This window comes from Streptomyces sp. NPDC002680, from assembly GCF_042889145.1.
GTDB lineage: Bacteria > Actinomycetota > Actinomycetes > Streptomycetales > Streptomycetaceae > Streptomyces > Streptomyces adonidis.
The window spans coordinates 525379-550056 of record NZ_JBIAQP010000001.1 but is presented as its reverse complement, the minus strand read 5'-3'; the positions used below and the strand labels follow the sequence as shown (position 1 = coordinate 550056).

Here is a 24678-nt window from a genome sequence, read left to right as displayed (position 1 = left end):
CCAGCCATGACCACCCCGGCAACGACCCTGCGCCCCGGCGACCAGCTCGCCAGCACCGCCTGCGGCACCCGCGTGGTCGTGATCCGGGCCCCGGCCGACGCACAGCACCGACTCACCTGCGCGGGCGCACCGATGGCGCCGGCCGCCTCCGCACCGCAGGTCAAGGACGCCGGCTCGGGCACGGTCATCGGCAAGCGGTACGTGGACTCCACGGGCACCCTCGAATTGCTGTGCACCGCCTCCGGCGCGGGCGAACTCGCCTGCGACGGCACCCCGATGACCATCAAGGCGGCCAAGCCGCTGCCCGCGTCCGACTGAACCGAACGGGAGTTGTCATGCCGCAGGACGAGCTGGTCCTGACCGAACGGGTGGGCAACGTCCTCGTGGCCACGATGAACCGGCCCGAGGCACGAAACGCCCTGAACCCGGAGCTTCTCCAAGACCTGTCGGCGGTGCTGAAGGAGGCGGACGCCGACCCGGCGGTGAGGGCGATCGTCCTCACGGGCGCGGGCCCGGCCTTCTGTGCCGGCATGGACCTGAAGGCGTTCGCGCGAGGTGCCCGCTTCGACGGCCTGAGCTGGTTCTACCGCGACGGCGTGGCCACCCCGGTGGTCGCGGCCCTCAACGGCTCCGCGGTGGCCGGCGGCTTCGAACTGGCCCTGGCCTGCGACCTGGTGGTCGCCGCCGACAACGCGTCCCTCGGCATCGCCGAGGTCAAACGCGGCCTCTTCGCGGCGGGCGGCGCCACCACCCTCGCCGACCGCATCCCGCTCGCCGTCGCCCTGGAAATGGGCCTCACCGGTGAGCTGATCACGGCGGTCAGGGCACGGGAGATCGGCCTGGTGAACCGCGTCGTCCCCGCCGACGCCGTCCGCGCGGAGGCGCTGTCCCTCGCCGAACGGATCGCGGAGAACGGCCCGTTGGGCGTCACCATGACCAAGAAGCTGATGCGGGAACGCCGTTGGGCTGAACCGGCCGAGATCGAGTCGGTGTTCCGCAGCGCGGACGCGACGGAGGGGGCAAGGGCGTTCGCGGAACGCAGGACGCCGACGTGGACCGGGAGGTGACGGGCGGCGCGGGGCCTTTGCTTGCGCGACCAGCACGGTGAGCACCCGCTCCCGGGTCCCGTCGATGGCCCACATCCGCAACAGGTTGTGGACACCCCCAGTTGTCAGACGCCTCGGGGGTTCAGCCGGGCCCGCCCCCCTGGGACCGGGGTGCTCCTCAGCCGTACGCCGCCGTGTCCCACTCCCGCCCCGGGGTGGTTCCCGACAGCCAGGACAGGTCGGTCAGCCGGATCTCCAGCACTGCGGACGGGACCCGGTCGGGGTCCTGCCACAGTGCGGTCCAGGCGTCCAGGAAGGCGGCCTGCCAGGCGGGGGCGTCGGCCGGGTCGAGGCCGCGGGCGCGCAGTTCGGCCTCGACGACCCGCCGAGCCGCGCCCTCGTCGAAGGGCAGATTGCGCCGGGCGGTCATGGAGACCGCCGCGATCACCCGGTCCGCGTACGCGGCGAGCGCGACCGGGTCCCAGTAGGCTCCCGGCCCGGCCTCGCGGTCCAGCCGTTCGGGGTCGGTGTCGGCCAGCAGCCGCATCGCGAAGGCGGCGGACACGGACGGCTCCCCGGCGTCGGGGTGGACCGCCGACAGGGTCAGCTCGACGGTGTCGCCGCTCACGCGACTGACGCGCACCCGCCACAGACTCGCCAACGAAGGCTCCCTTCCTTGTGACTGCGGCCGCCCATTCCGTGCGGGCGGCCGCCCGTCAGGTGGTGATTCTGCCGGTGCCGATCAGATTGGCCAGGGTGGCCAGCTGCCTGTCGTTGCCGATGCGCTCGGAGAACGTGACGGAACCTCGCGGCCGGGACTTCATCTGCGAGAACGCGTGGATCACGGACTCCGTGGCCCCCAGGTCAGCCGCCGCGTTCACCTCCCGCTGGAACTCCCCGTTGCGGGTGCCGCCCGTGGCGATCGACTGGAGGAAGGCGACGTCGTCCGCGTCCCACTTTCGGTTCGCGGTGATCTGCTTCAGGTCCGGGAGGGTCATGGTGGCGGCGGCCAGCGCCTGGCCGAAGTAGGTCGGCTGAGGGTCCGTGAAGGGGAACGGGAGCGCGGCGGCGAGGACCTGCCAGGTCCCGGCAGTGGGGTCGTACCGCTTGAAGTGAACGGTGAGAGACCGGACGAAGTACGGGGCGAAGGACTGCTGGTACGCCGAGGTCTGGGCGTTGGCCGTCCCGTAGTCCACGTCGACGCCGAAGTAGACGTAGTGCCGCGGAGCGTTCGCCGCCAGGGTGGCGTTCGCGGTCGCCACGCTGTTCAGCTCTTTCTTCAGCGCACTCTCGATGCTGGCCTCGTACTGGCTGTTGTCGCGCTTGGAGGCGGGCACCAGGTTGTTCAGCGTTCCGGGACCGCCCGCCTGCATGTTGATGAGATGGAAGCGGATCCAGAAGTTCGTCAGACCGAGCTGGCGGATGTAGGTGTAGCCGGTGGGGTCGACGGCCGGGGGTGAGCCGATCAGCGAGCCGTCGCTCATCATCTCGATGGACGTCGTCCGGCCCAGGGCGTCCACGACGGGGTAGATGAACCGGTTCTGCGGAACGGCGTTCGTGTTGTAGGCGACGCGCTGGACCTGCCGCCGCCGGCCGGAACCCCCCTGTTCGGAAGCGTGCGCCGCCCCCTCCTCGGAATCGGCGCTCAGCTGCACGGGAACGGGCCCCGACATCACCCGGGCGGCGTTGGCCTCGGCGGCCCGCTCGAAGGCGTCGCCGGGATCGCTGACCCGCAGTCCGTCGCCGGTGTCGCTCCCCGCGACGGGGCCGCTGCGCTGCTGGATCACATGGGTCAGCTCATGGGCCAGGGTGTGCTTGTCGCCGCCGCCCTCGCCGATGACCACATGGCTGCCGGAGGTGTAGGCACGGGCCCCGAGCTGGGTGGCCGACCGGCGGGCGGCGCTGTCGTCGTGCAGACGTACGTCGCCGAAGTCGGCGTCGAGCCGGGCCTCCATCTCCTGCCGCAGCGGCGCGTCCAGGGGCCGGCCCCCGCTGCGCAGCACCGAGTCGACCTCGGGGGCGCGCTGGACGGCCGTGCCGCCCGAGTGCCCGCAGCCCGGACCGTGTTCGTGCCGTTCGTCGGCGACGAGCTGGGCCAGCGCCCGGTTGCCCACCGTGCGCTGGAGGACGGCGAGAGCGGCGGGCGACATCCCGCCGACACGGCCCAAGCCGGCACCGGCATGCACGACGGCCGACCGGACGGCCGCCGGACGCCGACCCCGTTCCTGCCGCGGCCCCTGAGCCTGCGTGTCCTGCTCCCGCGCCCGCATCGCTGCTCTCCCTAGCCCTCGGCCATGCACAGTCCCCACCACGCTTCCGCCCGTGCGGCCAGGACACGAGGGCCGTACGGGCAGACTTGGGAGCAACGTTTCCGTCCGGCAAGGTGGGACCTCGGGAGGGCTTGCGAGGCGGCCCGTGCCATGGGCCGCCCGGCTGCGCCACAGGCCCCAGGCGGTACGACGAAATCCGACACGCGGCAAAGCGCGCCCCTAGGGGCGCGGGGAACTGCGCGACCAGCCACGATGGCGCCGCAGCCTCAACACAACCCTCCCCGCGGAGCGCTACTCACCCTCAACAACCTCATCGACCAACCCCCACCGAAGCGCCTCCCCAACCCCCAACGCCACCCCCGACAACGCCAGATACGCCGTACGCTCCCGCCCCACCCGCAACGGCAGACTCGCCGTACCCCCCGCCCCCGGAATCAGCCCCATCCCCACCTCAGGCAGCCGAATCACCGTGTCCGGCGCAGCCAACACCCGCCCCGCGAACGCGGTCAGCTCGATCCCCGCCCCCACACAGGCACCGTGCAAATGCGCGGTCACGCGCCCACCGCACCGCTGAAGCAGCGCTGCCGGACTGCGCTGCACCCGCACCAGATGCGCCCGCGCGGGATCCCTGGCCGTGCCGAACTCGCTGAGGTCCCCGCCGGCGCAGAAGGCGGGCCCGTTGCCGTACAGGTCGACCCGGGTGATCGACGGGTCGGCGACAGCGACCTCCAGCGCCTCGCACAAGGCGTCCCGCGTACCGGCGTCCATGGCGTTGCGCGCCTGCGGCCGGTCGAGGGTGATGGCGAGCCGGTCACCGTCCCGGCCCAGCAGCACCGGCGCGGGGGAGGGGCGCGGCACACGAGCGGGCGCCGAGTCCAGCCACGCACGGAAGACGGCCGACCCCTGGAGCGTCGAGTAGGCGAGCGACTCGGCCACGAGACGGTCGGGCGGGGCGAGCGCCGGTCCCATCCGCAGCACCTGCATCAGGGCGACGGACGCTGCCGGGCGCTCCGCGACGATCTCCGCGAGCCGGCGGGCCGTGGCGTACGGGTCGGCGCAGCTCACCCAGGGGCGCGGCGGATCAGGGTCGGCGGTGAGGAGGATGTCGAAGTCACCGTCGGCCTCAACAGGCTTCTCCGCGACACCCACGAGCACCCGCCCGGTCGCTCCCGCTGCCCCCGGACCGAGGTCGGGACGCGGTGCACCGTCGAGGTCGACGAGGACGAAGGGGGAGTCCAAGGTCACGGGCGGAGTGTAATTTGGGGCCACCTCGGAAGAGAAGGGCGTTTGACCATTGGAGAATGACGCTCTCGCCGCGCGGGTGAGGCCATGGCTGGAGTCGGTCGAGCCGTATCTGCCTCCCCTGGCCTCGGTCGCGAAGGAGTTCACCGCTCTCACGGGCGTGCCCGTCGACCTGCCCACGGCCCTCTTTCTCCGCGCCCGACTGACCGGTCACACCCTCCCCGCCAGAACCTCGGCCGGTGGCTCGTGCCACCTCCTCGAAGCGGCCGACGGCTGGACCGCCGTGAACCTCGCCCGCCCCGACGACCTGGCATCCGTACCGGCTCTCGTCGCACTGTTGTCCGGTGCGGAGGGCGAACCACTCCCCGAGGTGGTCAGCCGGTCGACGGCGGCCGAAGTGGCAGCGAAAGCACAACTTCTCGGGATCGCGGCCGCGGAACACGCCTCCGCGAGCGGGCCCCCCGTACGGGCAGAGCACCTCGGCGAGCGACACGTACGAGACCCAGCCGCCCTCCGCGTCGTCGACCTGTCGGCCCTCTGGGCGGGCCCCTTGTGCGCCCGCCTCCTCGGCCTGGCGGGCGCACAGGTGGTGAAGGTGGAGAGCGAGACCCGACCGGACGGCGCCCGTGCCGGATCGCCCGCCTTCTACCGCTGGCTGCACGACGGCCACGACAGCTTGGTGCTGGACTTCGCCTCGGGCGCGCTCGCCGAGGCGGTCGCCGGGGCCGACATCGTGATCGAGGCCTCCCGGGCGCGGGCGCTGCGCCGACTCGGGGTCCACGCGGAGGAGTTCCTGGCCGCCCGTCCGGGCCGGGTCTGGGTCAGCATCACCGGGTACGGCAGGGCCGACGACCGCATCGCGTTCGGCGACGACGCCGCCGTCGCGGGCGGCCTGACCGGCCTGGACGCACAGGGCGACCCCGTCTTCCTGGGCGACGCGCTCGCCGACCCGGTCACCGGCGTCTACGCCGCCCACGCCACGGCCCACTCCCTCGCCACCGGAGGCGGCGAGCTGCTGAGCCTCTCCATGTCGGCCTGCGCCGCCTCCCTGGTCCCGTCGCCGTGCTGATCAGAAACGTCGAGGTCACGGGTGCGGGCCGGGTGGACGTACGCATCCGGGACGGGCGCATCACGGAGATCGGGCAGCGGCTGGACGCGAGAGCCGAGCCCGACGTCCTCGACGGACGCGGCGGCGCCCTGCTGCCCGGCCTCCACGACCACCACGTACACCTCGCGGCCCTGGCCGCCGACGCCGCGTCCGTCCGGGTCGGCCCTGCGGACGTCACAGGCCGGGACGGACTCGCCGCCGCACTGCGCGGCGGGGCGCCCAACGGCTGGGTACGGGCCGTCGGCTACCACGAGAGCGTCGCGGGCGAACTCGACCGACGGGTCCTCGACGCCCTCGCACCGGACCGTCCGGTCCGCGTCCAGCACCGGACCGGCGCGCTGTGGGTGTGGAACAGCGCCGCGTTGCGGGCGGCCGGCCTGGACACGGAAGCGGGGTCGGCGTCGGGCGACGGGCGGTTCTGGCGGGAGGACGAACGGCTTCGTGGCTTCGTACCGCCCGTGCGGCTGGACCTGGAGGGCGTGGGGCGCAGGGCGGCGGCGCTCGGCGTCACGGGGTTCACCAACGCCGATCCGCATCCGGCGGACGGCCTCCTCGACCTGCTGTCGGTGCTGCCGCAGCGACTGCTCGTCATGACGGTCGACGCGCCCGTGAAGCTGTTGCTCGACGACGCCACCCTGCCCGCACCGGCCGAACTCGCCGCCAGGATCGCCTCGTTGAGGCCCCGCCCGGTGGCCGTCCACTGTGTGACCCGCGTGCAGCTGCTGGTGACCCTCCTCGCCCTGGACGAGGCCGGCCCGGTCGACGGCGACCGTATCGAGCACGCGTCCGTCGTCCCGGCCGAGACGATCCCCTGGATCCAGCACCTCGGCGTGACGGTCGTGACCCAGCCGCACTTCCCCGCCGAACGCGGCCATGCCTACGCCACCGACGTGGACCCCGACGACCGCCCCCACCTCTACCGCTGCCGTTCCCTCGCCGACGCGGGCATCCCCCTGGCGGCCGGCACCGACGCCCCGTACGGAACCGACGACCCCTGGGCGGTCATGCGGGCCACCGTCGAACGCACCGGGGGCGAGGCCCTGCCCCCGGAATCGGCCCTGAACCTCTTCACCGGCGAGCCCCAACACCCCGCCAGGGCAAGGAGATTGACGGTAGGCGCGACGGCAGACCTGTGCCTGCTCCACGTACCCCTGCGGGAGGCACTGGACGTACTCTCGGCAGACACCGTAAGGGCGGCGTTCGTCGGGGGCCGACGCATCACCGCCCCCGGGTAGGGCGAAGCCCTACAGGGGCGCGGGGAACTGCGCGACCAGCCACGACGGCGCCGCAGAGAACCACTCAGACGCTGTACCCCCCATCCACCCCCAACGCCTGCCCAGTGATGAACCCCGCCCGCTCCGACGCCAGAAACGCCACCGCCTCCGCGATGTCCGTCGCCGCCCCGAAACGCCGCAACGGAATGTTGCGCCGGGTGATAGCAAGAGCCGCCTCGTCCAGTTCCCCAGTGGCGATCAGACGCGCGGCGATCCCGTCATTGAGCATCCCGGGCGCAACGCAGTTGACCCGCACCCCATACCGCCCCTCCTCCGCCGCGAGCGCCCGAGCAACCGCCTCAACCGCCCCCTTCGTGCCCGAGGACAACCCGTCCCGGACCGGGAAGCGACGCGTGGCCACCGTCGTCACGGCCACGATGCTGCCCCGAGTCTCCCGCAGCCTCGGCAGCGCGGGATGGACCAGATTGAAGAACGCCCCGGCGTCCGCGTCGAGTTGGGCACGGTACTCGCCCGGCGTCACCCTGCTCAGATGCCTCATCGGTACGTGCGGACCGGCCGCGTACACGACCGTGTGCAGCCCTCCGAACGCCCCGCAGGCCTCGGCCACCGCCTCCGCAGTCGCCGACTCGTCCCCCAAGTCCAGCCAAAGGGCCAGGACTTGACGACCGTGCGCCTTCACCTCACCGGCGAGCGACTCCGCAGCGGTCTCGTTGGCGCGATAGGTGAACGCCACGTCACTGCCCCGCCGGGCCAGCATCCGGACGATCTCCGCACCGATGGCACCGGTGCCACCGGCGACGAACGCGGCGCCCGCCCGCCCCTCGAAATCCGCCATCCCGAACTCCGCCATCCCGAACTCCGGCATCACAGTCCCAACGACTTGGCGATGATGACCTTCATGACCTCGCTCGTACCGGCGTAGATACGGGTGATGCGCGCATCCGTGTAGAGCCGGGCGATCGGATACTCCTGCATATAGCCGTATCCGCCGAAGAGTTGAAGACAGCGGTCGACGGCTCGCGCCTGCATCTCCGTGCAGAACAGCTTGACCTTGGCCGCGTCCGCGCCGGACAGTTCGTCGTCGACGAGTTCGAGGACCGCACGGTCCAGCATCATCTGTGCCGCCTCCAACTCGGCTGCCACGGCGGCCAGTTCGAACTTGGTGTTCTGGAAGGCGGCGACCGGCTTCCCGAAGACCTCGCGCTCCTTGACGTACTCGACGGTCGTGTCGAGAGCGGCCCGCGCCTGTGCGACCGAGCCGACCGCCACGGTCATCCGCTCCTGCGGCAGGTTGTGGCCGAGGTAGCCGAAGGCCTCGCCCTCCTCGCCGAGCCGGTTGGCGACCGGGACGCGGACGTCGTCAAAGGCCAGCTCGACCGTGTCCTGCACCCTGATGCCCATCTTCTTCAGGACCCGGCCCCGGCTGAACCCCGGCATACCGTCCTCGACGACCAGTAGGGTCAGCCCCGCACGCCGGTCGTCGGGATCGGTGGCCGTCCGTGCCACCACGACCACCAGATCGGCGAGGAGCCCGCCCGTGATGAACGTCTTCGCCCCGTTGAGGACGTACGAGTCGCCGTCCCGCACGGCGGTCGTCCGGATGCCCGCGAGGTCGGAGCCCGTACCGGGTTCCGTCATGGCGACGGCCGTGAGCAACTTGCCCGCGGCGAGACCGGGGAACCAACGGGCGCGCTGCTCCTGGTCGGCGTAGGTGAGGAAGTAGGGGAGCACGACGTCGAGTTGGGTGCGTACCGTGCCCAATGTGACCAGCGCGCGGGCCGCCTCCTCCTGGAGGACCACGTTGTAGCGGTAGTCGTCGAGACCCGCACCGCCGAACTCCTCGGGCACGGACATGCCCAACAGGCCCAGCGAGCCCAGCTGTTCGAAGAGTTCACGGGGCAACCGCCCGGCCTCCTCCCAGTCGGCGTAGTACGGGACGACCTCGTTCGCGACGAAGTCCCTGACCAGCCCGCGGAACGCCTCGTGGTCGGGCGTGAAGATCTCTCGGCGCACAACTGCTCCCGTCAGGAGGCGAGTTCGACGAGGGTGGCGTTGGCCGTGCCGCCGCCCTCGCACATGGTCTGCAGGCCGTAGCGCAGGCCGCGCTCCCGCATGTGGTGGATCATGCGGGTTATCAGCACCGCGCCGGACGCCCCGAGCGGATGCCCGAGCGCGATGGCCCCGCCCAGCGGATTGAGCAGTGCCGGATCGGCGCCCGTCTCGGCGAGCCAGGCCAGCGGTACGGGCGCGAAGGCCTCGTTCACCTCGAACACGCCGACCTCGGACAGACCGACGCCCGCCTTCCGCAGCACCCGTTCGGTCGCGGGGATCGGCCCGGTCAGCATCAGCACCGGGTCGGAACCGACGACCACACCCGCGCGGTACCGCACGAGCGGCGCGAGGCCCAGCTCGCGCGCCTTCTCCGGCGTCGTCACCAGCAGCGCGGCGGCGCCGTCGGAGATCTGGGAGGCATTGCCCGCGTGGATCACACCGTCGTCCTGGAAGGCGGGCTTGAGCTTCGCCAGGCTCTCCACGCTGGTCCCTCGCCGTACGCCCTCGTCGGCACCCACGGTTTCCGCGCCGACGGACACCGGCACGATCTGCTCCTCGAACACCCCGGAGTCCAGGGCAGCCGCGGCCCGCTCGTGCGAGAGCGCGGCGAACTCGTCGACCTGCGTCCGCGTGAACCCCCACTTCTGGGCGATCCTCTCGGCGGACACCCCCTGGTTGAACGAGAAGTCGTCGTACCGCGCGAGGACTTGGGGCCCGTATGGCATCCCGGAGGCCCGCGCCGAGCCCAGCGGAACCCGGCTCATCACCTCGACCCCGCCCGCCACCACGACGTCCTGCTGCCCCGACAGCACGGCCTGCGCGGCGAAGTCCAGCGCCTGCTGACTCGACCCGCAGGCCCGGTTGACCGTCGTACCCGGAATGCTCTCGGGCCAGCCCGCCGCGAGCACCGAGTAGCGGCCGATGTTGCTCGACTGATCACCGACCTGCGACACACACCCCCAGACGACATCGTCGACGACGCCGGGATCGATGCCCGTCCGCTCGACGAGCGCACCCAGCACGACAGCCGACAGGTCGGCCGGGTGGACGCCCGCGAGGCCACCCCCGCGCTTCCCCACAGGAGTGCGTACCGCCGCCACGATCACCGCTTCACGCACTACGGCCTCCTGACCGAAGGGGCGCCGAGCGCCGCCGAGTTGATTGCGTCCGGTCCGCTTCCCGGCACCGCCCATCGCCCGTCGAAGAACGGCTCCCGCTTCTCCGTGAACGCCGAGAACGCCTCCGACACGTCCGCCGTCGCGAAGTTGACCCCCTGGGCGCGCGCCTCGTTCGCGAGCGCGTCCCGCAGCGTCCGGTCGGCACCCTCGTTCAGCAGCGCCTTGGTCTGTGCGAGCGCGACAGGCGCTCCTGCCACCAGCCGCGCCCCGAGACCGTCGACGAAGGCATCCACCTCGTTCCCCGCCACCACCCACGTCACCAGCCCGAGCGCCCGTGCTTCCTCGGCACCGATCGTCTCGGCGAGCAGCGCGAGCCGCTTGGCCTGCTGCAACCCGACCAGCTTGGGCAACAGCCAGGAACCCCCGAGGTCCAGCGAGAGCCCACGTCGAGCGAAGATCTGCGAGAACCGTGCCTCCGGAGTGGCCACGACCAGATCGCACCCGAGCGCGAGGTTCCACCCCGCCCCGACCGCGACCCCCGTCACCTTGGCGATGGTCGGCACCGGCAACTCGTGCAGCAGCAGGGCCACTTCGCTCAACGTCCGCATCCGGTAGAGAGGATGGACGCCGCTGAGCCCGCCCGAGATGTCGGCGCCCGAGCAGAACGCGCCCCCGGCCCCCGTGACCACCAGCGCCCGCACGGCACGATCACGCCCGGCGTCCGCCAACGCGTCCCGCAGCGCGTCCCACAACTCCGCGTCGATGGCGTTCTTCCGGTGCGGCCGATTCAGCGTCAACGTCCGTACGCCGTCCCGGTCGTCGCGCAGCAGCACGGGCTCCCCGCCGCTCACCTCGCCCCGCCCCCACCCACGTCCTCACCCCGGTCGTCGATGCCCAACTCGGCGAGCACGGCGGCCGTGTGCTGCCCCAGCGCCGGAATCGCGCCCATCGGCGGCTCGTACCCCGAGATCACCGGCGGCGGCAGCAGCGCGGAGATCGGCCCGTACGGTGTCTCGACCTCCCGCCAGCGGTCCCGCGCCTTCAGATGCGGATGCGCGACCACCTCGCTCGGCTTGTTGAACCGCGAGTTGCCGATCCCGGCCGCGTCCGCGCTGCTCTGCACATACGCCAGCTCGTGACGGGCGCACCAGGCGCTGATCTCGGCGTCCAGGACGGCACGATGGGCGACCCGACCGGGCGTGGTGGCGAACCGCTCGTCGTCCGCCAGATCGGTCCGCCCCAGCAACTCCCGTGCGAAACGCTGCCATTCACGGTCGTTCGTCGTCCCGAGGACGACCGTGTGACCGTCGGCCGTGGCATACGCCCCGTACGGTGCCACCGCCGGCGACCCCATGCCCATGGGCTGCTGATCGACCCCCGAGTGCTGGGTGTACGTGAGCGGATAGCCCATCAACTCCGTCATGGTGTCGAACAGGGACACCGCGACCGAGGTCGGCCCGCTCCGCCGCCCGCGCCCCCGCTCGTACAGCAACGCCATGATGGACAGCGCCGCGTACAACCCGGCGCCCACGTCGGCCATCGGCGGCCCGGGCTTGGCCGGCGCCCCGGCCAGGCCGGTCACCGCGCACGCGCCCGCTTCGGCCTGGACGAGCAGGTCGTACGCCCGCTTGTGCGAGAGCGGCCCGCCAGGACCGTACCCGTCGATCTCGACCGCGATCAGCTCCGGATGCCGTACGGCCAAGTCGGCGGGGCCGATGCCCAGTTTGGCCGTGGTGCCGGGGGTGAGGTTGGAGACGAGGACGTCGGCGCGGTCGAGCAGACGATGCAACACCGCCATTCCCGCAGGGGACTTGAGATCCAGGGTCACCGACTCCTTGCCCCGGTTGATCCACACGAAGTGCGCCGCGAGGCCGTTGACGACATCGTCGTAGTGCCGGGCGAAGTCGCCGCCCTCCGGGTTCTCCACCTTGATGACCCGGGCGCCGAAGTCGCCGAGCGTACGGGTGCAGATGGGGGCGGAGACGGCCTGCTCCAACGTCACCACCGTGATGCCGGAGAGCGGCCCGACGGTCCCGGTTTCATCAGCCATGTCAGGCCTTCGCTTCGAAGCGGGCGCGCAACTCGTCCTTGAGGATCTTCTGGCTGGCGTTGCGCGGGAGTTGGTCGCTGAAGCGGACATGGCGCGGCACCTTGAAGTTGGCCATGTGCTCGCGCGCCCACTCGACGACGTCCTTCTCGCCGACCTCGTACCCCTGTCTCGGCACGACGAAGGCGCAGCCGACCTCGCCGAGCCGCTCGTCGGGCACCCCGATCACGGCGACCTGCCCGATGGGCTCGTACGCCAGCAACAGTTTCTCGATCTCCGCCGGATAGGCGTTGAATCCGCCGACGATGTACATCTCTTTCTTCCGATCGACGATCGAGAGATTCCCGGATGCGTCGAGCCGCCCTATGTCCCCGGTGTGCAGCCAGCCCTCGCCGTCGATCGTCGCGGCGGTCGCCTCGCGGTCCTCCCAATAGCCTCGGGTGACGTTGTATCCCCGTACGAGGATTTCCCCGTCCTGCTCTGCCGCGAGTTGTCGTCCCTCCTCGTCGACGATCCGCACCTCGACGTCCGGTATGACACGTCCGGTCGTACGGGCCACCGTCTCCTCGGAGTCCCCGATGCGGGTGGTCGTCACCAGTGCGGACGATTCGGTCAGCCCGTACGCGCTCATCACGATGTCGAAGGACAACTCCGACTTCATGGCACGGATCAGCAACTCCGGAATGGTGGTGCCGCCCGTCATGGAAACGCGGAGCGAGGAAAGGTCGTGGTCGGAGCGGTCTGGGTGGTTGATGAGGTCGTGGAAGATCGTGGGCGGGCCGAGGAGAATGCTCACCCTTTCCCTGTCGATGATCTCCAGCGCCTGACCGGGGTTGAACAGGGCCATCGGAATGACCGTCACCCCATGTATCAGAGAGGCCAGCCAGCCAGCTTTGTAGCCGAAGCAGTGGAAGAACGGCGGAATGACGAGAAAGCTGTCGCCGCGCCGGAAGGTGTACTCCTCGGACATCCAGCCGTACGCCCGCAGCGACTGGCCGTGGGTGAGGATGACGCCCTTGGGATGACCTGTCGTGCCGGACGTGAACATCACGTCGGAGATGTCGTCCGGGACGAGCCGCCCGATCGACTCCTCGGCCTCGGACGGGGCGACCCTCTCACCGGCCCGCAGGAATTCCGTCCAGGACAGTTCCGCGGCACCCTGCGGGCCGCGAATCGACACCGTCCTGCGCAGTGCCGGCAGGTCGGGGTCGTGTTTCAGCAGGTCGGCGATGTAGTCGGTGTCGAGGAAGGCGGACGCGAAAACCGCCTTCGCTCCCGACTTGCGCAGAATGTAGGAGATCTCACCAGCCTTGAAGCGAGTGTTGAGCGGCACGACGACACCTCCCGCACCCTGAATACCGAGTGCCGCGAAGATCCATTCCGCTGAATTGGGTGCACACAGCCCGACCCGGTCACCTTTCTCGACCCCCAACCCGATGGCAGCCCGCACCACCTGCGTCATCCGCTCTTCCAGCTGGCGGAAACTCCACCGGCGGTCCCTGTCGATCAGCGCGATGTCGTCCCCGAAGCGCTCGGCGGCCACTCGGATGACGTTGGGAATGGTCAGCAGTTCTTCGTCGTATCGCAATCGCATCGAGAAGGCTCCAGGGGCTCCAGGGCTCAGGACTGGCCGGACTGGCCGGACTGGCCGGACGAAGAAAGACGCAGGACCCGTTTCGCGATGATGTTCCGCTGGATCTGGGAGGTGCCGCCGTACACCGAGGCGGCCCTGGAATAGAGATATTCGCCGAAGATCTCGCCACCGTCCTCGGCCAGCTCCTGCGGAAACACCTTGAGCGCCGTCTCGTACAGACGTTGCTCGGCCCTCGTCATCAGGAGCTTGTCGATGGACGACTCGGGGCCGGCGGCCTGCCCGCTCAGGCGTTCGGCGGTCCGGCGCCGGGCATGCGCCACCAGGACCTCGTAGTCCACGTAGCACTGCCCGATCTCGGAGCGCAGCCCGTCCGGGAGCGTGCCGGCCCGCTCCTGGGCGGTGGACCGCAGACGTTCGACGAGCAGGCCGTACTTCGACAGATGGCCGGTGTCCAGGGCGTTGCGCTCGTACGACACCGTCGTCATCGCCAGCGGCCAGCCGTCGCCCTCGGCGCCGACCCGCTCGGAGTCCTCGATGCGGACGTCGTCGAGGAACAACTCGCAGAACTCGTCGTCCCCGTTGGCGGCCCGCAGCGGCCGTACGGTCACGCCCGCGCGGTCGAGAGGGAGCGCGAACGCCGTGATCGAGCGGTGCGGTGAGCCCGCGCGGTCCGTGCGGGCCAGGAGCAGACACAGGTCGGAGTACTGGGCGTAACTGGTCCAGAGCTTCTGGCCCCGGACGATGTAGTGGTCGCCCCGGCGTTCCGCGAAGGTGCTCATCCCGGCGAGGTCCGAGCCCGCGCCGGGCTCGCTGAACCCCTGGCACCAGACGTCGTCGCCCGCCAGCATCCTCGGCAGCATGCGCAGTTGCTGCTCCTCGGAGGCGAACTCCAGTAGCGCGTGGGCGAGATAGCCGATCCGGGGAACACCGGGTGTCCGGCAGGCCCCCAACTCATCGCTGATCGCAACCTGGTGAAGTGCCGTCAGACCGCGACCGCCGTACCGCTCCGGCACATCGAGACCGACCCAGCCACCGGAGTGCAGGAGCCGGTGCCAGCGCAACAGGAACACGGGGACCGGTTCGTCCAAGTGCTGCTCGGGGAGCGGGTGTTCGGCCAGCCAGGTGCGGAACTCGGTGCGGAGCCGGTTCAGGTCGGCCGGGTCGCCGAAGTCCAGCGGGGTGTCGCTCATCGTGCCGCCCCCGGTTCGGTCGCCGGCTCCGGTTCGGCCAGGATCGTCAGCAGATCCGTCGTCGTGGCCAGCACCGTCGCGCCCACGCGGACCTTGCGCAGATACAGGTGCGCGATGTGCTCCCACGTCTGCGCGATCCCGCCGAACACCTGCATCCCGGCGTACACCGCCTCCAGCGCCGACCTGTTCACCTCGGCCTTCGCGACCCGCGCGGCGGCCAGTGCCCGGTCCGGCGACTCGTGGTCGAGACACCAGGCTGCGTACCGGGTCGCGCTCGCGCAGGCCTCCACGAGCACGGTCGCGTCCGCGAGCAGATGCTGCACGGCCTGGAACGCCCCGATCGGCCGCCCGTACTGGCTGCGCTCCCGCGCGTACTCCACGCTCTGCCCGACGAACGACCGTGCCGCGCCCACGAGTTCGGAGGCCACGACGATCAGCGCGTACGCCTGCCAGTGCCGGTGTCCGGCCGGATCGAGCCGTCCGACCACGCGCTCCCGAGGCCCAGCCGTACGGATCGTGCGCAGCAGGTCCACGCTCGGCGCCGCCCGCCCCAGCCCGGCCGCGGTCACCGTCCCGTCGGGGTACACGCACAGTGCCTCGTCCGCGCCCTCGCTGTCCCACGCGACGAGCGGGGAGGGACTCGCGGCGGGGAAGCGGAGGTCGCGGGCGAGGCCGATCGTCGGGGTCCTGCCCGGCGCCGCGGGTTCCCCCAGCAGGCGGAGCAGCTCCGGGGCGAGCAGGACCGTACCGAGGAGCGATGTGGGCAGCGGCAGGCTGCCGTGCTCCTCGGCGAGCAGCGCGCACTCCTGCACGGTGGCGGCCGGGGGAGTGGACCGGCGGAGTTCGCCGAGGCCCAACTCGGCCAGCGCCTCCTGTGCGGCGGCACCGGCCGAGGGCTTGACGTCGTCGGCGGAACCCACGCGGAACCGGGCGGCGAACGACCGGAACAGGTCGCGGACGAGCATGAACTCCTCGGTCTCCACGGGCTGTCACCCCCCGCCCTTGGACCGGCGTTCCGCCCGCGACGCCAGTTCGTCGATGATGCGGATGTGGTCCGGGCTGGTCATCGTGGCCCGCTCCGCCATCAGCGCCGCCTCCATACCGCCCCGGGTCGCCTGTTCCACCACGGCGGCCAGCGCCGCCTTTGTGGCGCGCAGCGCCTCCGGGGGCTGCGCCGCCAGCCGGTGGGCCAGCGCCAGCGCCTCCTGGTGGAGGTCGGCGGACGCCACGACCCGGTTGGCCAGGCCGAGTTGGACCGCCGTCTCGGCGGGAATCCGGTCCCCGGTGAAGAGGTACTCCTTCACCCGGAGCAGACTCGTGAGCAGCGGCCAGAGGGTCACACCGCCGTCGCCGGCCACCAGGCCCACCGAGATGTGCGGGTCCGCGAGATAGGCGTCGTCGGCCATCAGCACCAGATCGCAGCCCAGCGCCAGGCTGCAACCCAGGCCCACCGCAGGGCCGTTGACCGCCGCGACGACGGGCAGCGGGAAGCGGATCATCTCCGTCTGGATCGTCCGGTCGAGACGGATCGACCGCTCCCGAAGCTCTGCGTCGGTGTGGTGGCGGCGCAGATGGTCGAAGTCACCGCCCGCGCTGAACGCCCGGCCCGCGCCGGTGAGGACCACGGCCCGTGCCTTGGCGTCGTCGGCCAACTCCCGCCAGATCTCGGCGAGTCGGCGGTGCAGCTCCTCCGAGACCCCGTTGAGCCTGTCGGGCCTGTTCAGGGTGACGACCCGGACATCGCCGTCGGCGGTCACGGTCAGGACGGAACCGGCCTCGCCCATGCGCACCCTCTCCCTTGCCACTGGTGCCACTGGTCGGTCGACCTCGGATGCTAGTAAAGGTCAGACCGAAAGTGAAGAGTGTTGTTCACGCTGAATGGAAATCACATTCTCGCATGGGTGGGGGTCGGCTGGGGAGGGGTGAGACCGCTCCCACCTCGTGGACGAACCGATGTCAGTCGCTGTCCGCCTCGGGCAGCTCCACCCGCTGCCGCTGGTCCACCTCGGCCGCCGCCCGGGCGAACCCGCACACATGCCGGGTCATTCGCCGCATCGCAGCGGGCCCGTCCTGCGATCGGATCGCCTCGGTGATCCGGGCGTGGGCGCGGGCGGTTACCTCGCGGATCTCCGCGTCCATGAACTGGTCGATGTCCGTGGCGGCGTAGATCGACTGGGAGAGCGCGGTCATGAAGCCGATCAGCAGCTCGTTGTCGCCGGCCTTCGCCACCGCCGTGTGCCAGCGGACGTTGGCCCGCAGGAAGCGCGGGATGTCGTCGTCGGCCGCCACCAACTCGGCGTGCGCCGCGTCGAGTTCGGCGAGGTCGGCCGACGTACGCCGTTTCGCGGCCAGCGCGGCGCACGTCGGCTCGATCGCCTCGCGCGTCTCGTGCAGCGCCTCAAGCCGGATCTGCTGGCCCCGGATGACCAGCCGTACCGTGTTCGCCACCGACTCATGGCCCGGCCGGTGGACAAAGGCCCCGCCGCCGCGCCCCGGCCTGATCCGTACCAGTCGCTCGACTTCGAGGATGCGCAGCGCCTCGCGCACCGTCGCCCGGCTCAGCCCCGTCTGGTCGACCAGCTGACGCTCCGGCGGCAGCGCCATGCCCTCGATGAACTCGCCGGAGAGGATCCGCTCGCGCACCTCGGCGGCCAGCACGTCCGACGCCTTGGGCACTCTCACCACGTCGAAGCGCGGGTCACTGGCGGAATGTCCGGCGCTCTGCACGGGTTCAGGCCTCTCGTCGGTGGCTCTACTTCGGCCGGACCATTCAATACGGACCCGTGCGGCCTGTCACATGACATCTCGGCCCGCCCGTCACATCACCAGGCCCCCGTCCACCGGCAGCACCTGCCCGGTGATGAAGGAGGCGGCGTCCGAGGCGAGGAAGACGAAGGAACCCGCGATCTCCTCGGGCGCCGCCCAGCGGCCGAGCGGGATGCGCGCGAGCATCGGGGCCGCGAACTTCTCGTTGGTACGGATCGTCTCCGTCATCGGCGTCGCGGCGAGCGGCGCCAGCGCGTTCACCAGGATCTGCCGGCGCGCCAGTTCACGCGCCAGCGACTTCGTGAACCCGATGATGCCCGCCTTCGCGGCGGAGTAGTTCACCTGCCCGAGCGTCCCGACGAGACCGGCCGACGACGTGACGTTGATGATCCGCCCCCTGCCGTCCTCCGGGAGGAAGGGCAGCGCCGCCTGCGAGCAGTGGAAGGTCCCCATCAGATGGATGTCGACGATCCGCCGGAAGGAGTCCTCCTCCAGCTTGTCGAACATGGCGGGCGCGGTGACTCCCGCGTTGTTGACGACGATGTGCAGTGTCCCGCCCGCCAGTTGGGCCGCCTGAGCCGCCGCCGCATCGGCGGCAACCCGGTCCCGTACGTCGAGAGCGGCACTGTCCGCCGTCAGCCCGGCGGCGGAGATCTTGCCGGCGACGGCGGCAGCCGCGTCCCCGTCCACGTCCGTTACCAGCACGGCGGCACCGGCGCGGGCGAGCGCCTGCGCGACGGCCGAACCGATTCCGCCCGCCGCTCCGGTGACCAGCGCGGAGCGGCCGGTGAGATCGAACAACCCGCTGTTGACGCTCATGCCTGACTCCTCGTCATCCGACTAGTAACTCCTTGGCAGGCCCAGCACATGCGAGCCGAGATAGTTGAGGATCATCTCCTGGCTGATCGGCGCGATCCGCATCAGCCGCGCCTCACGGAAGTAGCGGGCCACGTGGTACTCCTCGGAGTAGCCCATCCCGCCGTGCGTCTGCAGCGCCCGGTCCGCCGCTGTGAACCCGGCGTCCGCGCACAGGTACTTGGCGGTGTTGGCCTCGCGCCCGCACGGCCGGCCGTGGTCGTACAGCCAGGTCGCCTTGCGCAGCACCAGCTCGGCCGCGTCCAGCCGGGCCAGCGAGTCCGCGAGCGGGAACTGCACCCCCTGGTTCATGCCGATGGGCCGGTCGAACACGACCCGTTCCTTCCCGTACTGGACGGCCTTGTCGAGCGCGACCCGCCCGATGCCCAGCGCCTCGGCGGCGATCAGCATCCGCTCCGGATTGAGTCCGTCGAGGAGATACCGGAACCCCTGGCCCTCCTCGCCGACCCGGTCCTCGACGGGCACCCGCAGATCGTCGATGAACAACTCGTTCGAGGTGACGGCGTTGCGGCCCATCTTCGGGATCGGGCGGATGTCGACGTGGGCGCGGTCGAGATCGGTGAGGAAGAGGGTCATCCCGTCGGTCTTCTTCGCGACCTCGCCGATCTTCGCCGTGCGCGTCAGCAGCAGGATCTTCTCCGACTCCATCGCCTTGGAGATCCACACCTTGCGGCCGTTCACCACATAGTGGTCGCCGTTCCGGCGCGCGTACGTCGTGATGCTCGTCGTGTCCAGACCGGCCCCCGGCTCGGTCACGCCGAAGCAGACGTGCAGGTCACCGGTGGCGATACGGGGGAGCGTCCGGCGCTTCAGTTCCTCGGAACCGTGCACCACGACGGGATGCATCCCGAAGATCGACAGATGGATGGCGCTGGCCGCGTTCATCCCGCCGCCGGAGCGCGCGACCTCTTCCAGCAGCAGCGTGGCCTCGGTGATCCCGAGGCCATGGCCGCCGTACTCCTCGGGGATCGTCAGCCCCAGCCAGCCGCCGCCCGCGACGGCGTCGTAGAACTCGGCCGGGAACTCGTGGTCCCGGTCCTTCTCCATCCAGTAGTGGTCGTCGAAGTCGCGCAGAAGTCCGGCGACGGCCTTGCGGATCGTTTCCTGGTCCTCGGTCAGCTCGAAATCCACAGTTCGAACGCCTCCCGCAGCCTCGGTGGCGTCGAAACATACCAAAGGTCAGACCGAAGTAATAGACGGCGGCTGAAGGTTGGGTTGCGCGTGTGCCGGGTGTGCTGACTTTGTACGGACCTTCGTGATGTCATGCCCCTGCCGACCGAGTCGTCGAGCCTCCGAGTTCACGAAGGGCCTCGTCAATGCCAACCCCCCGCACCGCACTGCTCACCGCAACTGCCGCCCTGGCAGCGGCAGTTGCCACACCGGCACCGCCCGCCCTGGCCGCCCCCGTACCGGCCGCCGGCGCCTACTACGTCCAGAGCGCCACCACCGGACTCAACGCCGCCGACGACGCCGGAGCCGTCGAGCAGCACCGGCCCAAGGGCAACGAGGACCGCCAGCAGTGGACGCTGCGCGCGAGCGGCACCTCGTACCTCCTGGAGAGCACCGACACCGCGGGCAGCTGCCTCGGCCGCTCCGGCGACCTGGCCAGGACCGTCGCCTGTACGAGTGCGGACGCGCCCTGGGAGATCACTCCGTCCGGTACCGACCAGTACACCCTCAAGGCCCCTGGAACCACCCGCTACTTGACGGTCGCAGCCAAGCCGTCCGGCGTCAACTACCCCGATCAGCTGGCCATCGGCGGCGCGGGAAGCCTCGCGGCCTGGTACCTCACCCCGGTAACCCCCACCGTCTCGCCGATGCCGTCGGCGGACCAACGGACCCTGGACCAGGTCACGTTCCTCACCGCGCACAACGCCTACGCCAACGGCGTCGACGGCGGCTTCGCCCCGCCCTTCGTCAACCTCGTCCCGAACCAGACACGCGGAATCAACCAGCAACTCACCGACGGTGTACGGGGGTTCATGCTGGACATCCACCAGACCTCCGACGGCGCGATCCTCTGCCACAACAGCTGCACCCTCGTCAGTAGCCCGGTCGCGCTCTGGGTGGACCTCCAGCGGATGGTCGACTTCCTCAAGCAGAACCCCACCCAGGTAGTCACCGTCTTCCTGGAGGACTACGTCGACCCGGGCGTCCTGCGCAGCGAACTCGCCCGCGTCAGCGGCCTGTCGGACGTCCTCTACCGCCCAGACCAGACCGGCGTACGCCAGAACGGCTGGCCGAAGGTCGCCGACCTGATCGCCGCCAACGACCGGCTGCTGATCTTCACCGACCACAGCCGCTCCGCCGACCAGACCGCCGGCCTGACCCGGGACACCTTCGGCGTGATGTACCAGCGCGAATGGACCGTGGAGAACTACTGGTCCATGGGCGGCGGCCTCGGCGCCTCCGACTGGTCCTGCTACAGCCGCTGGTACGGCGCCGACTCCAACACCCCGCTCACCCTCACCCAGGGCGCCTTCAAGCCCCTCTTCGTCATGAACCACTTCCGGGATGCGGCGATCACCTCCACGACGACGACCGACAACACCAAACTCGCCGACCGCGCCCAGCGCTTCTGCCAGCCGGCCGCCCGCAAGAAGCCCAACTTCCTTGCCGTGGACCACTACAACCTGGGCAACCCCGCCTCGGCGGTGGCCACGCTGAACACCTACGTGTATCCGTAGTCGTTCGCGGCTGTGGTGGATGCGACCTGTCCGCCTGTGCGAAAGAAGGGAGTTCAGGCGGTCCAGGTCCAGTCCGTGACCTCGGGCAGGTCGGTGCCGTGTACGCGGATCCACGCGTGGTGGCGGGTGCGGGCGTCGGCCATCTGCTGGCGTACGGCGGCGGCGCGGACGCCGAGGCCGGGGACGCGGTCGATGACGTCCATGACCAGGCGGTAGCGGTCCATGTCGTTGCGGACGACCATGTCGAAGGGGGTCGTGGTGGTGCCCATCTCCTTGTAGCCGCGCACGTGGAGGTTGGCGTGGCCGGTGCGGCGGTAGGCGAGACGGTGGATCAGCCAGGGGTAGCCGTGGTAGGCGAAGACGACCGGCTTGTCCGTGGTGAACAGGCCGTCGTACTCGAAGTCGCCCATGCCGTGCGGGTGTTCCTCGCGCGGCAGCAGCCGGGTCATGTCGACGACGTTGACGACTCGCACGGCCAGCTCCGGCAGATGGCTCCTGAGCAGGGCGGAGGCGGCCAGGATCTCCAGTGTCGGTACGTCGCCCGCGCAGGCCAGCACCACATCGGGCTCGCCGCCGTTCTCCGTCCCGGCCCAGTCCCAGATCCCGGCGCCGCGCGCACAGTGGGCACGGGCCTGGTCCATCGACAGCCAGTCGAAGCAGGGCTGCTTGCCCGCCACGATGACGTTCACGTAGTCGCGGCTGCGCAGGGCGTGGTCCGCCACGGAGAGCAGGGTGTTGGCGTCCGGCGGCAGGTAGACGCGTACGACCTCGGGGCTCTTGTTGAGGACATGGTCGACGAAGCCGGGGTCCTGGTGGGAGAAGCCGTTGTGGTCCTGGCGCCACACGTGCGACGTCAGCAGGTAGTTGAGGGAGGCGATGGGGGCCCGCCACGGCAACTCCCTTGATGTCTTCAGCCACTTGATGTGCTGGTTGACCATCGAGTCGACGATGTGGACGAAGGCCTCGTAGCAGGAGAACAACCCGTGCCTGCCGGTGAGGAGGTAGCCCTCCAGCCAGCCCTGGCAGAGGTGTTCGGAGAGGATCTCCATGACCCGGCCGTGCCGGTCCAGGTGCTCGTCCACCTGAAGGGTCTGAGCCTGCCAGGCCTTGCCGCTGGCCTCGAAGACGGCTCCCAGCCGGTTGGAGGCGGTCTCGTCGGGGCCGACGAGCCGGAAGTCGCGGCGGGCCGACGTGTCCTCCATGACCTGTGCGAGGAGGTCACCGAGGACCCGGGTCGGCTCGTGCGAGGTGACGCCCGGTTTGTCGACGGGGACGGCGAAGCGGTCCAGGGACGGGATCGGCAGGTCCCGTACGAGCAGACCGCCGTTGGCGTGCGGGGTGGCGCCGAGACGGCGGGCGCCCTCGGGGACGCAGGCCAGGACGTCGGCTGCAGGCCGCCCCTCGGCGTCGAAGAGTTCCTCGGGACGGTACGAACGCAGCCAGGTCTCCAACTGCCGCAGGTGATCCGGGTTCTCGCGTACGCCGGACAGCGGGACCTGGTGCGCGCGCCACGTGCCCTCGACCGGCTCGCCGTCGACCTCGCCGGGTCCCGTCCAGCCCTTCGGGGTGCGCAGCACGATCATGGGCCAGTGCACCCGTTCGGCCACACCGTCCTCGCGGGCCGTGCTCTGCGGCAGAGCGATGCGGTCCAGGGCCTGGTCGAAGGCCTCGGCCATGGCGCGGTGCACCTGGCGCGGGTCGTCGCTGGTGACGTGGATCGGCTCGTGGCCGTATCCGCGCAGCAGCTCGTCGAGTTCGGCCTCCGGGATGCGGGACAGCACGGTCGGGTTGGCGATCTTGTAGCCGTTGAGGTGCAGGATCGGCAGGACCGCCCCGTCGTGCACCGGGTCGAGGAACTTGTTGGAGTGCCAGGACGCGGCCAGCGGGCCGGTCTCCGCCTCGCCGTCGCCGATGACACAGGCGACGAGCAGGCCCGGGTTGTCAAAGGCGGCGCCGTAGGCGTGCGCGAGCGAGTAGCCGAGTTCCCCGCCCTCGTGGATCGACCCCGGCGTCTCGGGCGCGACATGGCTGGGGACTCCGCCGGGGAAGGAGAACTGCCGGAAGAGCCGGTCCATGCCGGCCGCGTCGCGCGGGACGTCCGGGTAGGTATCGCTGTAGCTGCCCTCCAGCCAGGAGCCCGCGAGCACGGCCGGCCCGCCGTGCCCCGGCCCCCATACACACAGCGCGTCGAGACCACGCGCCTTGATCACGCGGTTGAGGTGTGTGTACACGAGGTTGAGGCCGGGCGAGGTGCCCCAGTGGCCGAGCAGCCGGGGTTTGATGTGCGCGGGCGTCAGGGGCTCGGTGAGCAGCGGGTTGGCCAGCAGGTAGATCTGGCCCACGGCAAGGTAGTTGGCGGCCCGCCAGTGGGCGTCCAGGGTGCGCAGCTCCTTGTCGGTCAGTGCGGTGCTGTCCTGGTGTTCGACCTTGGGCATGGTGCCTCCGTAAGTCATCGAGGTGCGTCGTCGAGAAGCGTCGTCGAGCGGAGGAGTCGGCACGGGCCGGAAAGGAGTCGGCGATGGACAAGCGCCACACCCCCGACCGCGCGGCGAGCCGCTGAGCCGCTCACGCCAGCTGCGGTACGACTGCGACCGGGCAGGCGGAGTGGTGCAGAACCGCGTGCGCGACCCTGCCGAGCTGGAGCCCGAGGTGTCCTTTCCGGCGCCGGGCTCCGACAACGAGCAGGTCGGCGGTGGCCGAGGCGTCCACCAGCACCTTGCGGGCAGGTCCCTCGACTGTTTGCCGAAGTACCTGCACGGAGGGATGGTCCCGCACGGCGTCGCGCAGTGCGACGTCCAGAATCTCCGTGGCCCGCTGCTCGTGGTGACGCGCGGGTTCCCCGGTCATCAGCGGGTAGTCGGTGGTCTCGTGCGCGGGCCACCTCCAGGCTCGTACAGCCTGCAGACCGGCGTACCGGTCCGCCGCCTCCTGGAAGGCGAAGCTCACGGCCGCCGCGCTCTCCGCTTCCTCGCCGACGCCCAGCACGATGCGCTGATCGATCCCGGGCCTGGCACGTTCGTCGTGGCTTCCGCGCAGCACGATCACCGGGCAGTCGGACCGGGCCGCGACCGCGAGGCTCACCGAGCCGAGCAACAGCTCGGCGATGCCGCTGCGGCCGCGTGAGCCCAGGACCAGCGCGGAAGCGTTGCGTCCCTCGCGCAGCAGTGCGCTCACCACATCGTCGGGCAGCACCTCGGCGGAGATCTTGAGATCCGCTTCGCGGCGGTGCGCCCGCTTCGCGCCGGCGTCGACGACCTTGTCGGCCAGCACCTGTTCCGAGGACCTGCCGAGGTCCTGGGCGAGTGCCGCGCCCTCGTAGCGCTCCCAGAGTGAGGCGTACACGAGCCGCAGTGGCACCCCGCGCAGGGCGGCCTCGTCCGCCGCCCAGTCGACGGCGCGCAGGCTGGGCTCGGAACCGTCGACGCCCACCACGACAGGAAGCTCCAC

At 70.7% G+C, this 24678-nt stretch carries 22 protein-coding genes; 5 read left to right on the top strand and 17 right to left on the bottom strand.

Features of this window, described 5'->3' with window-relative positions; all coding sequences use genetic code 11:
- Positions 1-6: 6 nt before the first annotated feature.
- Together ACFYXF_RS02375 and ACFYXF_RS02370 are read left to right on the top strand one after the other, a co-directional pair.
- Positions 7-318 (top strand): hypothetical protein, encoded by a 312-nt coding sequence (locus tag ACFYXF_RS02375; RefSeq protein ID WP_389347250.1) that lies wholly within the window; start codon positions 7-9, stop codon positions 316-318.
- A 17-nt stretch (positions 319-335) separates the two neighbouring features.
- On the top strand, positions 336-1067 hold the full coding sequence (locus ACFYXF_RS02370) for an enoyl-CoA hydratase-related protein (RefSeq protein WP_389347248.1): 732 nt from the start codon (positions 336-338) through the stop codon (positions 1065-1067).
- 157 nt (positions 1068-1224) lie between these two features.
- Here the strand turns inward: ACFYXF_RS02370 and ACFYXF_RS02365 are convergent, their stop codons facing one another.
- From ACFYXF_RS02365 to ACFYXF_RS02355, 3 genes are all read right to left on the bottom strand, one after another.
- Positions 1225-1689 (bottom strand): hypothetical protein, encoded by a 465-nt coding sequence (locus ACFYXF_RS02365; protein WP_389347247.1) that lies wholly within the window; start codon positions 1687-1689, stop codon positions 1225-1227.
- A 73-nt stretch (positions 1690-1762) separates the two neighbouring features.
- On the bottom strand, positions 1763-3316 hold the full coding sequence (locus ACFYXF_RS02360) for a DUF4157 domain-containing protein (protein ID WP_389347245.1): 1554 nt from the start codon (positions 3314-3316) through the stop codon (positions 1763-1765).
- Positions 3317-3607: 291 nt separating this feature from the next.
- Positions 3608-4561: an enoyl-CoA hydratase/isomerase family protein gene (locus tag ACFYXF_RS02355; protein WP_389347244.1), complete on the bottom strand. Its 954-nt coding sequence runs from the start codon at positions 4559-4561 to the stop codon at positions 3608-3610.
- 49 nt (positions 4562-4610) lie between these two features.
- On the opposite strand from ACFYXF_RS02355, the gene ACFYXF_RS02350 reads away from it, so the two are divergent.
- Positions 4611-5627, top strand: a complete 1017-nt coding sequence (locus ACFYXF_RS02350) for a CoA transferase (protein ID WP_389347242.1) — start codon at positions 4611-4613, stop codon at positions 5625-5627.
- Positions 5621-6901 carry an amidohydrolase family protein gene (locus ACFYXF_RS02345; RefSeq protein WP_389347240.1) on the top strand — a complete coding sequence of 427 codons (1281 nt, stop codon included), beginning with the start codon at positions 5621-5623 and terminating at the stop codon, positions 6899-6901. Before ACFYXF_RS02350 ends, ACFYXF_RS02345 begins: the two co-directional genes overlap by 7 nt.
- A gap of 64 nt (positions 6902-6965) precedes the next feature.
- Here ACFYXF_RS02345 and ACFYXF_RS02340 read toward each other — a convergent pair whose 3' ends face one another.
- The 12 genes from ACFYXF_RS02340 to ACFYXF_RS02285 form a co-directional block, all read right to left on the bottom strand.
- Positions 6966-7736 (bottom strand): SDR family NAD(P)-dependent oxidoreductase, encoded by a 771-nt coding sequence (locus ACFYXF_RS02340; protein WP_389347238.1) that lies wholly within the window; start codon positions 7734-7736, stop codon positions 6966-6968.
- Positions 7737-7765: 29 nt separating this feature from the next.
- The gene (locus ACFYXF_RS02335; RefSeq protein ID WP_389347236.1) at positions 7766-8914 is read right to left on the bottom strand and encodes an acyl-CoA dehydrogenase family protein; all 1149 of its coding nucleotides are present in this window, start codon (positions 8912-8914) and stop codon (positions 7766-7768) included.
- 11 nt (positions 8915-8925) lie between these two features.
- Positions 8926-10071, bottom strand: coding sequence for a thiolase family protein (locus tag ACFYXF_RS02330; protein WP_389347234.1), 1146 nt, complete (start codon positions 10069-10071; stop codon positions 8926-8928).
- Positions 10071-10922, bottom strand: coding sequence for an enoyl-CoA hydratase/isomerase family protein (locus tag ACFYXF_RS02325; protein ID WP_389347232.1), 852 nt, complete (start codon positions 10920-10922; stop codon positions 10071-10073). Before ACFYXF_RS02325 ends, ACFYXF_RS02330 begins: the two co-directional genes overlap by 1 nt.
- Positions 10919-12121, bottom strand: coding sequence for a CaiB/BaiF CoA transferase family protein (locus tag ACFYXF_RS02320; RefSeq protein ID WP_389347230.1), 1203 nt, complete (start codon positions 12119-12121; stop codon positions 10919-10921). The genes ACFYXF_RS02325 and ACFYXF_RS02320 overlap by 4 nt, the downstream gene beginning before the upstream one ends.
- Position 12122: 1 nt before the next feature.
- Positions 12123-13712 (bottom strand): FadD3 family acyl-CoA ligase, encoded by a 1590-nt coding sequence (locus tag ACFYXF_RS02315; protein WP_389347228.1) that lies wholly within the window; start codon positions 13710-13712, stop codon positions 12123-12125.
- Between the two features lie 26 nt (positions 13713-13738).
- Entirely contained in the window at positions 13739-14902 is a 1164-nt protein-coding gene (locus ACFYXF_RS02310; RefSeq protein WP_389347226.1) for an acyl-CoA dehydrogenase family protein, read from the bottom strand.
- Positions 14899-15885: an acyl-CoA dehydrogenase family protein gene (locus tag ACFYXF_RS02305; RefSeq protein ID WP_389347224.1), complete on the bottom strand. Its 987-nt coding sequence runs from the start codon at positions 15883-15885 to the stop codon at positions 14899-14901. The genes ACFYXF_RS02310 and ACFYXF_RS02305 overlap by 4 nt, the downstream gene beginning before the upstream one ends.
- 6 nt (positions 15886-15891) lie before the next feature.
- The gene (locus ACFYXF_RS02300) at positions 15892-16686 is read right to left on the bottom strand and encodes an enoyl-CoA hydratase/isomerase family protein (RefSeq protein WP_389347222.1); all 795 of its coding nucleotides are present in this window, start codon (positions 16684-16686) and stop codon (positions 15892-15894) included.
- Positions 16687-16858: 172 nt separating this feature from the next.
- Positions 16859-17629, bottom strand: a complete 771-nt coding sequence (locus tag ACFYXF_RS02295; RefSeq protein ID WP_389347220.1) for a FadR/GntR family transcriptional regulator — start codon at positions 17627-17629, stop codon at positions 16859-16861.
- 90 nt (positions 17630-17719) lie between these two features.
- The gene (locus tag ACFYXF_RS02290) at positions 17720-18487 is read right to left on the bottom strand and encodes an SDR family oxidoreductase (RefSeq protein ID WP_389347218.1); all 768 of its coding nucleotides are present in this window, start codon (positions 18485-18487) and stop codon (positions 17720-17722) included.
- A gap of 21 nt (positions 18488-18508) precedes the next feature.
- Positions 18509-19675: an acyl-CoA dehydrogenase family protein gene (locus ACFYXF_RS02285; protein ID WP_389347216.1), complete on the bottom strand. Its 1167-nt coding sequence runs from the start codon at positions 19673-19675 to the stop codon at positions 18509-18511.
- A 185-nt stretch (positions 19676-19860) separates the two neighbouring features.
- On the opposite strand from ACFYXF_RS02285, the gene ACFYXF_RS02280 reads away from it, so the two are divergent.
- Positions 19861-21231 (top strand): phospholipase, encoded by a 1371-nt coding sequence (locus ACFYXF_RS02280; RefSeq protein WP_389347214.1) that lies wholly within the window; start codon positions 19861-19863, stop codon positions 21229-21231.
- Between the two features lie 53 nt (positions 21232-21284).
- On the opposite strand, the gene ACFYXF_RS02275 is transcribed toward ACFYXF_RS02280, so the two are convergent.
- Positions 21285-23666 carry a phosphoketolase gene (locus tag ACFYXF_RS02275; protein ID WP_389347212.1) on the bottom strand — a complete coding sequence of 794 codons (2382 nt, stop codon included), beginning with the start codon at positions 23664-23666 and terminating at the stop codon, positions 21285-21287.
- 130 nt (positions 23667-23796) lie between these two features.
- Complete coding sequence (locus ACFYXF_RS02270) at positions 23797-24678, bottom strand: universal stress protein (protein ID WP_389347210.1); 882 nt, start codon at positions 24676-24678, stop codon at positions 23797-23799.